General features: G+C 58.2%; 12 protein-coding genes. 1 reads left to right on the top strand and 11 read right to left on the bottom strand.

What is annotated here, in order from left to right:
* Window positions 1-63: 63 nt before the first annotated feature.
* The 7 genes from epsC to phoB all read right to left on the bottom strand — a co-directional run bounded on the left by epsC (window position 64) and on the right by phoB (window position 9,577).
* Window positions 64-990 (bottom strand): serine O-acetyltransferase EpsC, encoded by a 927-nt coding sequence (gene epsC / locus U5A05_RS00625; protein WP_261740383.1) that lies wholly within the window; start codon window positions 988-990, stop codon window positions 64-66.
* 95 nt (window positions 991-1,085) lie between these two features.
* On the bottom strand, window positions 1,086-2,462 hold the full coding sequence (locus U5A05_RS00620) for a M16 family metallopeptidase (RefSeq protein WP_321835194.1): 1,377 nt from the start codon (window positions 2,460-2,462) through the stop codon (window positions 1,086-1,088).
* An 83-nt stretch (window positions 2,463-2,545) separates the two neighbouring features.
* On the bottom strand, window positions 2,546-4,204 hold the full coding sequence (locus U5A05_RS00615; RefSeq protein WP_321835192.1) for a Na/Pi cotransporter family protein: 1,659 nt from the start codon (window positions 4,202-4,204) through the stop codon (window positions 2,546-2,548).
* A 253-nt stretch (window positions 4,205-4,457) separates the two neighbouring features.
* Complete coding sequence (locus tag U5A05_RS00610; protein WP_321835190.1) at window positions 4,458-5,771, bottom strand: CitMHS family transporter; 1,314 nt, start codon at window positions 5,769-5,771, stop codon at window positions 4,458-4,460.
* Window positions 5,772-6,077: 306 nt separating this feature from the next.
* Window positions 6,078-7,418, bottom strand: a complete 1,341-nt coding sequence (locus tag U5A05_RS00605; protein WP_261740379.1) for a hemolysin family protein — start codon at window positions 7,416-7,418, stop codon at window positions 6,078-6,080.
* A 99-nt stretch (window positions 7,419-7,517) separates the two neighbouring features.
* The gene (phoR, locus tag U5A05_RS00600; protein ID WP_321835188.1) at window positions 7,518-8,840 is read right to left on the bottom strand and encodes a phosphate regulon sensor histidine kinase PhoR; all 1,323 of its coding nucleotides are present in this window, start codon (window positions 8,838-8,840) and stop codon (window positions 7,518-7,520) included.
* Between the two features lie 44 nt (window positions 8,841-8,884).
* Window positions 8,885-9,577, bottom strand: a complete 693-nt coding sequence (phoB, locus tag U5A05_RS00595; protein ID WP_016782809.1) for a phosphate regulon transcriptional regulator PhoB — start codon at window positions 9,575-9,577, stop codon at window positions 8,885-8,887.
* A 152-nt stretch (window positions 9,578-9,729) separates the two neighbouring features.
* Between phoB and U5A05_RS00590 the strand changes: the two genes are divergently transcribed.
* Window positions 9,730-10,110 (top strand): COG4315 family predicted lipoprotein, encoded by a 381-nt coding sequence (locus tag U5A05_RS00590; RefSeq protein WP_261740377.1) that lies wholly within the window; start codon window positions 9,730-9,732, stop codon window positions 10,108-10,110.
* A 173-nt stretch (window positions 10,111-10,283) separates the two neighbouring features.
* On the opposite strand, the gene U5A05_RS00585 is transcribed toward U5A05_RS00590, so the two are convergent.
* The 4 genes from U5A05_RS00585 to U5A05_RS00570 all read right to left on the bottom strand — a co-directional run bounded on the left by U5A05_RS00585 (window position 10,284) and on the right by U5A05_RS00570 (window position 14,394).
* Window positions 10,284-11,174, bottom strand: coding sequence for an ABC transporter permease subunit (locus tag U5A05_RS00585; RefSeq protein WP_321834606.1), 891 nt, complete (start codon window positions 11,172-11,174; stop codon window positions 10,284-10,286).
* Entirely contained in the window at window positions 11,171-12,091 is a 921-nt protein-coding gene (locus U5A05_RS00580; protein ID WP_321835186.1) for an ABC transporter permease subunit, read from the bottom strand. The genes U5A05_RS00585 and U5A05_RS00580 overlap by 4 nt, the downstream gene beginning before the upstream one ends.
* On the bottom strand, window positions 12,088-13,230 hold the full coding sequence (gene potA, locus U5A05_RS00575; protein ID WP_321835210.1) for a polyamine ABC transporter ATP-binding protein: 1,143 nt from the start codon (window positions 13,228-13,230) through the stop codon (window positions 12,088-12,090). Before potA ends, U5A05_RS00580 begins: the two co-directional genes overlap by 4 nt.
* Window positions 13,231-13,299: 69 nt before the next feature.
* Window positions 13,300-14,394 (bottom strand): polyamine ABC transporter substrate-binding protein, encoded by a 1,095-nt coding sequence (locus U5A05_RS00570; RefSeq protein ID WP_261740376.1) that lies wholly within the window; start codon window positions 14,392-14,394, stop codon window positions 13,300-13,302.
* Between the last annotated feature and the right edge of the window lie 177 nt (window positions 14,395-14,571).

The following is a 14,571-nucleotide window of genomic DNA, read 5'->3' as shown; positions in this document are numbered from 1 at the left end:
TCAAGAGCCCCTCACCCTTGCCCTCACCCGGAGGGCTGGGTGAGGGACAAGGTTCACGCGATCTTACTTCTGCGTCCCATCATCGTGCAGCAAATTGGCCTGGGTCAGGTTGCTGCCCGCGGGCACGCTGCGGGTCAGCCATACGTTGCCGCCAATGGTCGAACCCTGGCCAATGGTGATGCGCCCCAAAATCGTCGCGCCAGCATAGATCACCACATCATCCTCAACGATCGGATGGCGTGGATGGCCCTTCTGCAATTGCCCTGACTCATCCGCCGGAAAGCGCTTGGCGCCCAGCGTCACAGCCTGATAGATCCGCACACGCTCGCCGATAATCGCGGTTTCTCCGATCACAACGCCCGTCCCGTGATCGATAAAGAAACTACGGCCAATCTGCGCGCCGGGGTGAATATCAATGCCGGTGGCCGAGTGCGCAATTTCTGCACTGATCCGCGCCAGCAATGGCAAACCGGCGCGGTACAGGTGATGCGCCAACCGGTGATGAATCACCGCCAGAATCCCCGGATAGCACAACAACACTTCATCCACACTGCGCGCCGCCGGGTCGCCGTGGTAAGCAGCCAGCACGTCGGTGTCCAAAATGCCGCGCAAGCCGGGCAAGGCCAAGGCAAAGTCCTGAATCAGCAAGGTCGCGGTCGCATCCACACCCTCGTCGGGTAACCCGCCCTGGCGTGCCGCGTAGCGCAGCTCCAGCCGAGCTTGGGTCAGCAACGCGTTCAGCGCCACATCCAGTGTGTGGCCGACATAGAAGTCTTCGCTCTCTTCACGCAGGTCTACCGGGCCCAGACGCATTGGAAACAATGCGCCGCACAAGGCTTCAAGAATATCGGCCATCGCGGCACGTGACGGCAGCTCACGACCGCCCTGTTCCCCGCTGACACGCCCGTTTTGTGTACGCCACTGGTTTCGCGCCGTGCGCAGTTGGCAGACGATGGCCTGCAATTGCCAAGGATTGGAACGATCACTCACGATGAATACTCCGCACGCTGGCGGCTGGATCGACCAGCCGAAAATTGGCAATGACTTTACGCTATCAAAAGGTTGGCGACTCGGGCAATCACTGGTTAACGCCGACGCCAGGCGCGCCAGCCCACCCCTACGATGACCAGCAACACCAACCCGCCAAAAATGGCCATGCTCAAGCCCTGATAACTGAACAGCGGCTTCTCGATGCGCACATAGCCTGGCTCGGCAAACAACTCGCGCAATGCCGTGTTGGCTTGCTTCAGGGTGATGGCCTGAAGCTGTTTGGCCGGGTCGGCGAAGTGCCCATCGTCGTAGTCGCCCAACGAAGACCAATAGTAATCGGCCAGCGCACTGTTGCCTTGCACCGACCACGCCTTGCGGGCAATGGCGGCGTTCTTGAGCCGGGCAAATATCTGCGGATCCAGCCCGTCCTTGAGCAGTTGCGCCTTGAGTTGCTCAACCACCTGCCGGGCCTGGGCCACGTTATCGCGTTCAACATCCGCATTCAGGCTCAAGAAGCCCACGCCGCCGAACACTTCGCGCTCAGCCCAGGGCCCGTAAGACAAGCCCTTCTTGAGCCGTAGCTCGCTGTACAGCGCCCACTCCAGATAATCGCGCAGCAGGCTCCAGGTTTCATCGGACAGGCCTTCGATCACCGGCTCCGGCAACAGCCAGTGCAGGGTCGCAGTGTCGCCGACCACCCCGCGCACCAGTTCGCGCTCGGCGTCGGCCTTGGCATCAATCGCGGCAAGAGGTTTGTGTTCGCTGGGCTCAACCGGCTCGAGCGCACCGTAGGTACGCTCCAGATAGGCTGGCAGCAGCCGGTCGAGGTCACCGACGATAATCAGCGTCATATTGTTGGGCGCATACCAGTTCTGGCGCACAGCCTCTAACTGCTGGCGCGTGAGGTTATGCACTTCTGCCCGCTCGGCGCACTTAAGCCCCAACTCGACCGCCAACTGATTACTAGCGCTGTGGCCCAGGTCCTGGCGGTCCAGCCAACGCTGCAAGTGCGAGTAATGACCGCCGTCTTCGCGTTCAACCACTTTCTTGGCGTCGCTGATACGTTGCTCGGTCAGTTGCGTACGGGTCAGCAGGCCCAGGAGCAGGTCGAGGATTTTGCGCTGGTTCCTGGCCGGAGCTTCAATCACAAACGTGGTGTCGGCATTGCTGGTGAAGGCATTCCACTCGCCACCCAGCGCCTGCATGCGCTCCTCCAGGCCACCTTCGCCAGTGTCGTCGATCCCGCTGAACAGCAAATGTTCCAGCAAGTGCGGCAATTGCTGGTCGGCGCATGAAAAATCATCCAGGCCCACACCCACCACCAACCGAATGGCCACGTGACCGCGCTCATTGCCGGGTTTGAGGATCAGTTGCAGACCATTGGGCAGTTGATAGCCCTCGACACTGTAACGATCAAGGGCAAAGCCCTGAGTTGCGCCAAGCAGTAAACAGATGAACAGCAGGCAACGCATAAAAAATCCCTGAATTCTCGAATCCCTGAGCCCGTGCAGCTTAGTCGCTGCTTAACGGCTGACAACAGCCCGCCCCACAACGTTCAAGGTGAATGCTGGGTATCAGCTGCGTCACTGAGCTCCAGCGCTCCGGTTTCAGAGGTTTCCAGCACCACATAAGCGCTGCCACAGAACAGCGAATTCAGGCGCTGCATATCAGCGATCAGCTCCAGATGCATTGAACTGGTCTCGATACTTTGAGTGATTTTACGTTGCAGACGACTCACGTGAGCGTGGGCCAAACGCCGCTCTTGCGCGCGAAAGCGGCGCTTTTCGCGCAACAGCTGGCGTGCGCTCTGAGGATCGGAGCTGAGGAAAACCGTCAGCCCAAGGCGCAGGTTTTCGATCAACTGGGTTTGCAGGCCCACAAGCTCCTCCAGCCCCGTTTCTGAAAACGATCGGCGCTGCGAGGTTTTCTGCTGCTGGACTTTACGCAGCATGCGTTCGATCACGTCGCTGGCAAGCTTGAGGTTGATCGCCAATTCGATGATTTCTGCCCAGCGTCGGCTGTCTTGCTCACTCAAGTCTTCCCTGGGCATCTGCGCCAGGTAGAGTTTGACTGCGCTGTACAGCACTTCGACTTCATCGCTCAGGGTGCGCATTTCCTGGGTGACGGCGGTCTGCTTGCCGCGCAGAACATCGAGCATATTGACCAACATGGTGTCGATCAGGTCGCCAATGCGCAGGGTCTCGCGCACTGCGTTGGTCAGTGCCAGGCTCGGTGTGTCGAGCGCTGCCGGGTCCAGATGACGCGGCTTGACCACGCCGTTGGTTTGTTCGCGCTCGGGCAGCAGCCAGGCGCAAATGCGCGCCATCAGACTCACTGTCGGCAACATCAAAAAGCAGCGCACGGTGTTGTAGAGCAGGTGAAAACCAATCACCAACTCTTGCGCGCTGTAGCTGAGGCTGTCCATCCAGGCCACCAGCGGATTGAGCACGGGCATGATCAGCAACAGGCCGATAAGTTTGTACAGCAGGCTACCCAGAGCCACCTGACGTCCGGCGGCGTTTTGCATATTGGTACTGAGAAACGCCAGCACGCCGCTGCCAATATTGGCGCCAATCACCAAGCCGATTGCCACGTGCAGGCTGATCACCCCGGCGCCAGCCAATGTGGCGGTCAGCAGCACGGCCGCCAAGCTTGAGTAGGAAATCATCGCGAACAGGGCGCCGACCAGCGCATCCAGCAGTATGTCGCCGGTCAACGAGGCGAAAATCACCTTTACGCCTTGGGCATGGGTGATCGGTGAGGCAGCTTCGACGATCAGTTGCAGCGCCAGGATAATCAGCCCCAGACCGATCCCGACGCGGCCCAGTTGTCCGGCACGGGTTTGCTTGCGGGTCAGAAAGAAAATCACACCCAGGAAAATCAGCAGCGGGGACAACCACGACAGGTCGAAGGTCAGCACTCGGGCCATCAGGGCCGTACCGACATCGGCACCGAGCATGGTTGCCAGCGCGGGGGTGAGTGCCATCAGCCCCTGGCCGACAAATGATGTGACCAGCATGGCCGTGGCGTTGCTGCTCTGCACCATGGCCGTGACCACGATCCCGGCGACAAAGGCAAACATGCGCCGGGACACGTTTTGCCCGATGACATGACGCAGGTTGGTGCCGTAGACCCGCAGAATGCCGGTTCGGACGATATGCGTGCCCCAGATCAACAGGGTCACGGCTGAAAGCAGATTGAGCAGGGTCAGCATGCTGGCTCCCTGTAATGGATGTGTCTAAGGATCAGATAGCTGCGGGCCGTTCTTACAGATGTTTCTTAAGATGTAGTCGGCATTTGAGCAGAACGCCAGCATCGCATAGCTGGCGGAGGGTTGAAACTCTTCTGGGCAATGATGTACCTGTGGGAGCGGGCTTGCTCGCGATGCAGGCAACGCGGTTTATCTGAATGACCGCGTCGATGCCATCGCGAGCAAGCCCGCTCCCACAGGGGGTATGACAGATGTGTTACAGCGTACTGAACAGCGGGAATGTCCCCAGCAGCAACGCCGCAACCATGATGCACATGCACACCAGAATTGCCCATTTCAGGGTGAAGCGCTGGTGATCACCAAACTCGATACCAGCCAGAGCCACCAGCAAGTAGGTCGATGGCACCAACGGGCTGAGCAAATGCACAGGCTGGCCAACAATCGAGGCGCGGGCCATTTCGGCCGCGGTGATGCCGTAATGGCTGGCGGCTTCTGCCAACACAGGCAGTACACCGTAGTAGAACGCATCGTTGGACATGAAGAAGGTGAACGGCATGCTCACCAGCGCGGTGATTACCGCCAGGTAAGGCCCGAGCACAGGCGGGATCACGGCCAGCAGGCTTTTGGACATGGCGTCGACCATGCCGGTGCCCGACAGGATGCCAGTAAAGATACCTGCCGCAAAAATCAGCCCGACTACCGCCAATACGCTACCCGCATGTGCCGCGACGCGGTCTTTTTGCTGTTGCAGGCAAGGGTAGTTGACGATCATCGCGATGCTGAACGCGACCATAAACAGCACGGGCAGAGGCAGCAAACCGGCGATCAGGGCGACCATCAGCGCCAGGGTTAACGCGCCGTTGAACCAGATCAATTTTGGCCGACGGGCATCCGGGTATTGCGAGACGCTGATTTCGCTGTGGTCGATTTCATCACCATCGCCGTGCAGGTGCAGCTCACCCAGACGCGCACGCTCACGCTTGCCGTAGAACCAGGCGATAGCCAGGATCGCCACACAGCCAGCGAGCATTGCCGGGATCATTGGCACAAAGATATCCGAAGGGTCGACATGCAGCGCACTGGCCGCCCGGGCGGTCGGGCCGCCCCAGGGCGTCATGTTCATCACGCCACCCGCCAGAATGATCAGGCCAGCCATGATCCGCGGGCTCATGCCGATACGGCTGTAGAGCGGCAGCATAGCTGCCACGCAAATCATGTAAGTGGTCGCGCCGTCGCCATCCAGAGAGACCACCAGTGCCAGCACCGCAGTGCCCACCGAGATCTTCAGCGGGTCGCCTTTGACCAACTTGAGGATCTTGCGCACCGCCGGGTCAAACAAGCCCGAATCGATCATCAGAGCAAAGTAGAGAATGGCAAACATCAGCATCACCCCGGTCGGGGCAAGCTTGGTGATGCCTTCAAGCATCATCGGCCCGATTTTCGGCGCAAAACCACCGAACACGGCAAACAGGATGGGTACCAGAATCAGGGCTATCAGGGCGGAAAGGCGCTTGGTCATGATCAGGTACATAAATGTAATGACCATGGCAAAGCCAAGGAAGGTCAGCATGAAAGTCACCCTTATTGTTGTAGTAGGGCTCTGACTGCGTGTTATGCGCATGCCAGGCCAACCGGTCTGTTGCCGGTGATGACCTGATGCTAGAGGGGGAAGCTTTCAACCAGCTTTCGCCGGTAAAAAATCTTACAGGAGGGTTTGTAGCCGCTGAGGAGAGCAGCGCGGCTGCGATCGGCGGCGAAGCCGTCGCAGAACATGAACAAGAGGAGTGCCTGGAACACCGGATAACCTGATGTTACGACGGCTGCGCCGCCGATCGCAGCCTTCGTTCCTCGTCAGCGGCTACAGGTCATACGGTCTTTAATCCAGCTTAAGAACCTTGGCCAATACAATTTTCGGGCCTTTCATCTTTTTGATGATAATGCGCAAACCTTCGACTTCCAGTTGCTCTTCTTCGGCGGGTACCCGCTTGAGGGTGTCGTAGATCAGGCCTGCGACGGTTTCGGCCTCTACGTGGTCCAGATCCACACCCAGCAGGCGCTCGATCTTGAACAGCGGTGTGTCACCGCGTACCAGCAGTTTGCCGGGCTGATAAGACAGGATGCCGCGCTCGGCCTTGCGGTGTTCGTCCTGGATATCGCCAACCAGTACTTCCAGCACGTCTTCCATAGTCAGGTAGCCCACGACCTTGCCGTCAGCTTCTTCGACCAGGGCAAAGTGCGCGCCGCCCTTGCGGAACTGCTCAAGCAATTGCGACAGCGGCATATGCCGCGATACGCGTTCCAGCGGCCGGGTCAGCTCTTCAAGGTTGAACGTCTCTGGCAAGTGATCAAGGTCAGCCAGCTCAAGCAGCAGGTCCTTGATGTGCAGCAGGCCGACGAAAGTATTGGTATCGGCGTCGTACACCGGGTAACGGCTGAACTTGTGGCGACGGAACAGCGCCAGGATTTCCTTGAGCGGTGCCTTGGAATCCAGAGTCACCAGGTCTTCGCGGGAGTTGGCCCAGTCGACCACTTCCAGCTCGCCCATTTCGACCGCCGAAGCCAACACGCGCATGCCCTGGTCGCTCGGGTCCTGACCACGGCTCGAGTGCAGGATCAGTTTGAGTTCTTCGCGGCTGTAGGCGTGATCGTGGTGAGCGCCAGGCTCACCTTGACCGGCAATCCGCAAAATCGCGTTGGCGCTGGCGTTGAGCAGGTAAATAGCCGGGTACATGGCCCAGTAGAACAGGTACAGCGGCACGGCGGTCCACAGCGAAAGGGTCTCTGGCTTGCGGATGGCCCACGACTTGGGAGCCAGCTCGCCAACCACGATGTGCAGGTACGAAATAATAAAGAAGGCGGCAAAGAACGATACGCCCTTGATTACTTCAGGCGACTCGACACCGATTGCACCCAGCAGCGGTTCCAGGATGTGAGCGAACGCCGGTTCACCGACCCAGCCCAGGCCCAGCGATGCCAGGGTAATACCCAATTGGCAAGCCGAGAGGTAAGCGTCGAGCTGATTGTGCACGGTGCGCAGGATCTGCCCGCGCCAGCCGTTGACGTCGGCGATGGCCTCGACCCGGGTGGAGCGCAGTTTGACCATGGCGAATTCGGCCGCAACGAAAAAACCGTTGAGCAAAACCAGGATCAGAGCAAAAAGAATCATGCCGAAGTCGGCGAAGAGTGTCGCGAGGGTCAAGCCAGGGGAAGGGTCCATGATGGAGTTTTACGGGTTCCGTCGTTACAAATAGGGAGGTAAGGCCAAGCAATGTAACGGCTGATGTGGCCCTTGCCTAGTGGGAAAAGGCCACAGGGCCTAGTCAACCTGCGTCTGCAGTCGTGGTTTGGCCACCTGAACCGGGGCGAAATGGCAGGTAAACGTACTGCCATGACCCAACACGCTGCTGATCTCCAGACGTGCGCGATGGCGTAACAGCACATGTTTGACAATGGCCAACCCCAACCCGGTGCCGCCCGTGCTGGCGTTGCGGCTGGAGTCGACGCGGTAGAAGCGTTCAGTGAGGCGCGGCAAGTGTTTTTTGTCGATGCCCACACCCGAATCCTGCACGCTCAGGTGCGCACCCGTGCTGTCTGCCCACCAGCGAATGCGCACACTGCCGCCATCCGGGGTGTATTTGACTGCATTAAAAACCAGGTTGGAAAATGCGCTCCGCAACTCGGCTTCACTGCCTTTGAGCGCGCAATCGGCCTCGACGTCGAGGGTAATGGTCTGATTGCGTTGCCCGGATAAGGCCTGGGCATCGCTTTTGATCGAGCGCAGTAACGTGTCGATGGCCACCGGCTGGTTATCAGACGGGTAGTCCGTGGCTTCGAGCTTGGCCAGCAGCAGCAAATCGTTGAGCAAGGTCTGCATGCGTTCACCCTGTTGCTGCATTTGCGACAGCGGGCGCTTCCAACGCGGGTTCACGTCATCGACGTTATCGAGCAGGGTTTCCAGATAGCCGCAGATCACCGTCAATGGCGTGCGCAGCTCGTGGGATACGTTGGCGATAAAGTCTTTACGCATCTGCTCCAGCTGATGAATCCGCGTCACGTCGCGCACCAGCATCAGGTGTTCGTTGTTACCGTAGCGAGTGATGTAGAGCTGGATGCGCAGGTGATCGTTGACCGGCGAAGGGATATCCAGAGGCTCGCTGTAGTTGTCCTGCTCGAAGTATTCCTTGAAGCGCGGGTGGCGCACCAGATTGGTCACTGGCTGACCGCTGTCCTGAGGCGTCTTCAGGCCCAGCAATGTCTCTGCAGCGCGGTTCCACCATTCCAGGTTGCCGTCGCTATCGAGCATGATGACCGCGTCCTGAAGGGCTGCCGTAGACTCCTGCACCCGATCGATTACCGCTTGCAGGCGCCCGCGTACCCGCTGATCGCGGCGTTGCAGGTGGTAGATGCTGTCAAACACCTCGCCCCACAGGCCATAACCATCGGGCGGTGCTTCGTCGGGTTTGTGCTGGCGCAGCCACTCGTGCAAACGCAACAACTGCTTGAGGGTCCAGCCCAGATAGAACGCCAGGCCTATGGCCAGGCTCCAGCCGTAATAGCCACTGAGCAACCCGACCACCAGGCAGGTGGCGACCAGAAGCAACAAATGACGAATCAGAGTGCCATGCCAGTTTTGATTCACGTCGCGCGGGTCCTTGCTTGCCGTTGGATCAGATAAAGCCGGTATCAGGCCTTGGTCGAAAACCGGTAACCGGTGCCACGCACGGTTTGTACCAGATTTTCGTATGCCTCACCGAGCGCTTTGCGCAGGCGGCGGATGTGCACGTCCACGGTGCGCTCTTCCACGTACACGTTGCCGCCCCAGACCTGGTCGAGCAATTGGCCACGCGTGTAGGCACGCTCCTGGTGGGTCATGAAGAATTGCAGCAGGCGGTATTCAGTAGGGCCCATTTCGGCCGGGGTGCCGTCGATGGTCACACGGTGACTGATCGGATCGAGCAGCAAGCCACCGATCTCGATAGGGGATTCTGCATCGGCCGGGCCTGCGCGGCGTAGTACGGCCTTGAGGCGGGCTACCAGTTCACGTGGGGAAAACGGCTTGGTGATGTAGTCATCAGCGCCGACTTCCAGGCCCTGAATCTTGTTGTCCTCTTCACCTTTGGCCGTCAGCATGATGATCGGAATATCACTGGTCAGCTCTTCGCGCTTGAGGCGTCGGGCCAACTCGATGCCGGACGTGCCGCCGGGCAGCATCCAGTCGAGCAGAATCAGGTCCGGTTTACGGTCCACGATAATGGCGTGAGCGTCCTGAGCATTATCGGCTTCCAGGCAGTCGTAGCCCGCCATTTCCAAGGCCACGGCGATCATCTCACGAATCGGCGCCTCGTCATCAACGATCAAAATGCTCCTGCCAACCATGCCGTAACCCTCGTGTCATTTAACTGTCTTGTGGCGCATTAGATAACGGAATTATTGCAGTCGTGTGACAGCTTTGGGTATCGGACGCGTTCTGTAGGTTAGTGAACTACGCTTTGAGTTCAAATCGTACAACCACATAAAGGACGATTCCGATGACCTCTAGTTCGCTTTCCCTAAAGACATTGCTGCTAGCCGCAGCATTCACCTTGCCAGGGCTGGCGTTTGCAGCTGATCCGGCGATGACCAAAGATGGCATGCTCGTCGACCACAAAGGCATGACGCTCTACACCTTCGCCAAGGATGCGGGTGGCAAATCCATGTGCAACGACAAGTGCGCGACCAACTGGCCGCCGCTGATGGTCGAAGGTAATCATAACGACATGGGCAAGTGGACCATGGTCAAGCGTGATGACGGCACCATGCAGTGGGCCTACGACGGCAAGCCGCTGTACACCTTTGTCATGGACAAGGCTGCTGGCGACATGACCGGCGACGGTAAAATGGACGGCGCCTGGAAAGTCGCCAAGCCTTAGATGATTGTGTAGCCGCTGCCGCAGGCTGCGATAAGGACCGCAGGTCCTTCTGAGGGACTGCTGCGCACTCCATCGCAGCCTGTGGCAGCGGCTACAAAAAATTGCTGTGTTTCCTGCCCCATAAAAAACCTCGCCGCCCTTTCACAGGAGGCGAGGTTTTTTATGAACTGCGCTTAAACCGCGTTTGTAGGCTGCGGCCGACGCACGTCAGGCTGCTTCCAGGACTCAGCCGTCGACTCGTCGATGGCTTGCTGAATGGCTTTTTTACGGTGCTCTTCAGCTCGGCGGCTGAAGAACCACACCATAAAGGTCATCAACGACACCGCCAGTAGAATCAGGCTGGCCACGGCGTTGATCTCGGGTTTAACCCCCAGACGCACCGCCGAAAACACTTCCATCGGCAGGGTCGTGGACCCCGGTCCCGACACGAAGCTGGCCAATACCAGGTCGTCCAGCGACAGGGCGAACGACATCATGCCGCCCGCAGCCAGTGACGGCGCGATCATTGGGATGGTGATCAAAAAGAACACTTTCCACGGTTTGGCACCCAGGTCCATGGCTGCTTCTTCGATCGACAGATCAAGTTCACGCAGTCGCGACGACACCACCACGGCCACATAGGCCGAGCAGAACGTGGTGTGGGCGATCCAGATGGTGACGATACCGCGTTCTTGCGGCCAGCCAATCATCTGCGCCATGGCCACGAACAACAGCAACAGCGACAGACCGGTGATCACTTCCGGCATTACCAACGGCGCCGTCACCAAGCCGCCAAACAGGGTGCGACCCTTGAAGTGGCTGATGCGGGTCAGTACAAACGCCGCCAGAGTACCCAGCGCCACCGCTGCAATCGCCGTGTAGCAGGCAATCTCCAGCGAACGCATGACCGAGCCCATCAGTTGCGTGTTATCCAGCAAGCCCACGTACCACTTCAGGGACCAGCCGCCCCACACCGTTACCAGCTTGGAGGCGTTGAACGAGTAGATCACCAGAATCAACATCGGCAGGTAGATGAAGAGCAGCCCTGCAACCAGCATAAAGCTCGAAAAACGGAAGCGATTCATATCTTGCCCTCCAGCTCTTTAGCCTGGCTGCGGTTGAACAGAATGATGGGCACGATCAGGATCGCCAGCATCACCACGGCAAGCGCGGAGGCTACCGGCCAGTCACGGTTGTTGAAGAATTCTTGCCACAACACTTTACCGATCATCAGGGTTTCCGGCCCGCCCAGCAGTTCCGGGATCACGAACTCGCCCACCACCGGGATAAACACCAGCATGCAGCCAGCGATAATGCCGTTTTTGGACAGCGGAACGGTGATTTTCCAGAAGCTGTTGAAAGTGCTCGAACCCAGGTCAGACGCGGCTTCCAGCAGGCTGGTGTCGTGTTTTACGAGGTTGGCATACAACGGCAGGATCATAAACGGCAGGTACGAATACACGACGCCGATATACACCGCGATATTGGTGTTGAGAATCTGCAGCGGCTCGCTGATCCAGCCCATCGACATCAGGAAACCATTGAGCAGACCGTTGTTGCTGAGGATGCCCATCCAGGCATACACGCGGATCAGGATCGCGGTCCAGGTCGGCATCATGATCAGCAGCACCAGCACGGTCTGCATCTCTTTGCGCGCATTGGCGATGGCATAGGCCATCGGATAACCGATCAGCAGGCACAACGCCGTGCTGAAAAAGGCCATCTTCAACGACCCCAGGTAGGCGGCGATGTACAGCTCGTCGTCGCCCAGCATGGCGTAGTTGCCCAGGTTCAGCAGCAGTTGGACCTTCTGGTCGACGTAGCTGTAGATCTCGGTGTACGGCGGAATGGCGACGTCAGCTTCGGCAAAACTGATCTTCAGTACGATAAAGAACGGCAGCATGAAGAACAAAAACAGCCACAGGAATGGAATCCCGATGACCATATGGCGGCCACCGGGGGTTATTCGTTGCAGTCGGCGTTTGAGTTTTCGCATGTTCATGAGCGCAGTACCACGCCGCTGTCGTCTTCCCACCAGACGTAGACTTCGTCGTCCCAGGTCGGGCGGGCGCCACGGCGTTCGGCGTTGGCTACAAACGACTGGACGATCTTGCCGCTCGGCAGCTCGACGTAGAACACCGAGTGCCCGCCAAGGTAGGCGATGTCATGCACCTTGCCACGCGACCAGTTGTATTCGCAGGCCGGTTTCTCGGTGGTGACGAGCATTTTTTCCGGGCGAATGGCGTAAGTGGTGTGTTTGTCTTCCACCGAGGTACTGACACCGTGACCGACGTAAATGTCGTTCTCCAGCTCCGGGCACTTGATGCGCGCATAGCCTTCAGCGTCGTCGACCACTTCACCGTCGAACAGGTTGACGTTACCGATGAACTCGCAGACCAGGCGGCTGACCGGGGTCTCGTAAATATCGATCGGGCTGCCGATCTGGGCGATCCAGCCCTGGTGCATGATGGCAATGCGCTGGGCCATGGTCATGGCCTCTTCCTGGTCGTGGGTCACCATGACGCAGGTCACGCCGACGCGCTCGATGATCTCTACCAGCTCGAGCTGCATCTGCGAACGCAGTTTTTTGTCCAGTGCGCCCATCGGCTCGTCGAGCAGCAGCAGTTTCGGACGCTTGGCCAACGAACGGGCCAAGGCCACACGCTGACGCTGACCGCCAGACAACTGATGCGGTTTGCGCTTGGCGTACTGGTTCATGTGTACCAGCTTGAGCATTTCGCCGACGCGGGCATCGATCTCGGCGTTGGACATTTTGTCCTGCTTGAGGCCGAAGGCGATGTTTTGCGCCACGGTCATATGCGGGAACAATGCATAGGACTGGAACATCATGTTGATCGGGCGCTCATAGGGCGGCATATCAGTGATGTCGACACCGTCGAGGAAAATACGACCCTCTGTTGGGCGCTCGAAGCCTGCCAGCATGCGCAGCAAGGTAGATTTGCCCGATCCCGATCCGCCGAGCATGGCGAAAATTTCGCCCTTGTTGATTTCCAGGGACACGTCGTCCACGGCAATCGTCTCGTCGAATTTTTTCGTGACCCGGTCGATTTTGACCAGCACCTGCTTAGGTGTCTGGTCGCCCTCGAGGGCTTTCTTATAGGCGCCGGAGGCAACAGCCATTACGAAACTCCCAACAAATTTAGCAGCCCGACCTAGATGATCGAGCCTTGGATAGGTGGTCTTGCGAGATTACTTGCCCGTCTTGACCTTGGTCCACGTACGCGTCATCAGACGCTGTACTTTCGGCGGTAACTCGGTTGAAACGTACGTTTTGTCCAGCACCGCCTGGGTTGGGTAAACCGCTTCGTCGGTACGAATGGACTCATCCATCACCTTGTCAGCCGCAGGATTGGGGTTGGCATAACCAACATAGTCGCTGACTTGAGCGATCACTTCAGGCTTGAGCAGGTAATTGATGAACGCGTGAGCCTCCTTGACGTTGCTGGAATCCTTGGGGATGGCCAGCATGTCAAACCACAGCGCGCCGCCTTCCTTGGGCACGATATACGCGATATTCACGCCTTTCTTGGCATCTGCGGCCCGAGCCTTGGCCTGGAATACATCACCGGAGAAGCCAATCGCCACACAGATGTTGCCGTTGGCCAGGTCGGAAATGTATTTGGAAGAGTGGAAGTAGGTGACGTATGGACGCACCGACATCAGTGTTGCTTCTGCTTTTTTGTAGTCCTTGGGGTTGGTGCTGTTGGCATCCAGGCCCAGGTAGTTGAGTACGGTAGGCAGCATTTCATCAGCCGAATCCAGGAAGGCTACGCCGCACTTGGTCAGCTTCTTCATGTTCTCGGGTTTGAACACCACATCCCAGGAGTCAATGCTGTCGACCCCCAGTACTTCTTTGACTTTATCGACGTTGTAACCAATCCCGTTGGTGCCCCACAGGTACGGCACGGCATATTGGTTACCCGGGTCGTTGGCCTGAAGGCGCTTGAGCAGGGCCGGGTCGAGGTTGGAATAGTTCGGCAACTGCGACATGTCGAGCTTCTGGAACGCGCCCGCCTTGATCTGCTTGCCCAGGAAATGGTTAGACGGAACGACCACGTCATAACCGGTACGCCCGGCCAGCAATTTGCCTTCAAGGGTTTCGTTGGAGTCGAACACGTCATACACCGGTTTGATACCGGTAGCGGCTTCGAAATCACTCAGCGTGTTCGGTGCGATGTAGTCCGACCAGTTATAAATGTGCACTGTAGGTGCCGCTTGTACGCTGACGGCAAGCGTCAAACCGGCTCCGACCAGCAAGGTCTTGCGAAACAAAGATATAGACACGTGATGGTCCTCAATATAGTTGGGCCTGAGTTGCCCGCGTCACACGGCAGCCGAGCCGCCAAAGACAAAACCGGCGCGCAACTTACCCTCGATAAACCGACACAGCAAAGTTTTCCGCTATTTATTAAGCACTTACCTGATTTTTTAGCCGCTGCCGAAGGCTGCGATAAGGCCAGA

Origin of the sequence: Pseudomonas kulmbachensis, from assembly GCF_963681935.1 — a bacterium.
In the GTDB taxonomy this organism is placed as follows: domain Bacteria; phylum Pseudomonadota; class Gammaproteobacteria; order Pseudomonadales; family Pseudomonadaceae; genus Aquipseudomonas; species Aquipseudomonas kulmbachensis.
Note: the sequence above shows the minus strand (reverse complement) of the source record. Positions and strands in the feature narration are given on the sequence as shown.

Bases quoted from the DNA above. Each gene is read 5' to 3' on its own strand.
- U5A05_RS00620 (WP_321835194.1), bottom strand. From the start codon at position 2,462: ATGCGTTGCCTGCTGTTCATCTGTTTACTGCTTGGCGCAACTCAGGGC.
- U5A05_RS00615 (WP_321835192.1), bottom strand. From the start codon at position 4,204: ATGCTGACCCTGCTCAATCTGCTTTCAGCCGTGACCCTGTTGATCTGG.
- U5A05_RS00610 (WP_321835190.1), bottom strand. From the start codon at position 5,771: ATGCTGACCTTCCTTGGCTTTGCCATGGTCATTACATTTATGTACCTG.
- U5A05_RS00605 (WP_261740379.1), bottom strand. From the start codon at position 7,418: ATGGACCCTTCCCCTGGCTTGACCCTCGCGACACTCTTCGCCGACTTC.
- phoB (WP_016782809.1), bottom strand. From the start codon at position 9,577: ATGGTTGGCAGGAGCATTTTGATCGTTGATGACGAGGCGCCGATTCGT.
- U5A05_RS00590 (WP_261740377.1), top strand. From the start codon at position 9,730: ATGACCTCTAGTTCGCTTTCCCTAAAGACATTGCTGCTAGCCGCAGCA.
- U5A05_RS00585 (WP_321834606.1), bottom strand. From the start codon at position 11,174: ATGAATCGCTTCCGTTTTTCGAGCTTTATGCTGGTTGCAGGGCTGCTC.
- U5A05_RS00580 (WP_321835186.1), bottom strand. From the start codon at position 12,091: ATGAACATGCGAAAACTCAAACGCCGACTGCAACGAATAACCCCCGGT.
- potA (WP_321835210.1), bottom strand. From the start codon at position 13,230: ATGGCTGTTGCCTCCGGCGCCTATAAGAAAGCCCTCGAGGGCGACCAG.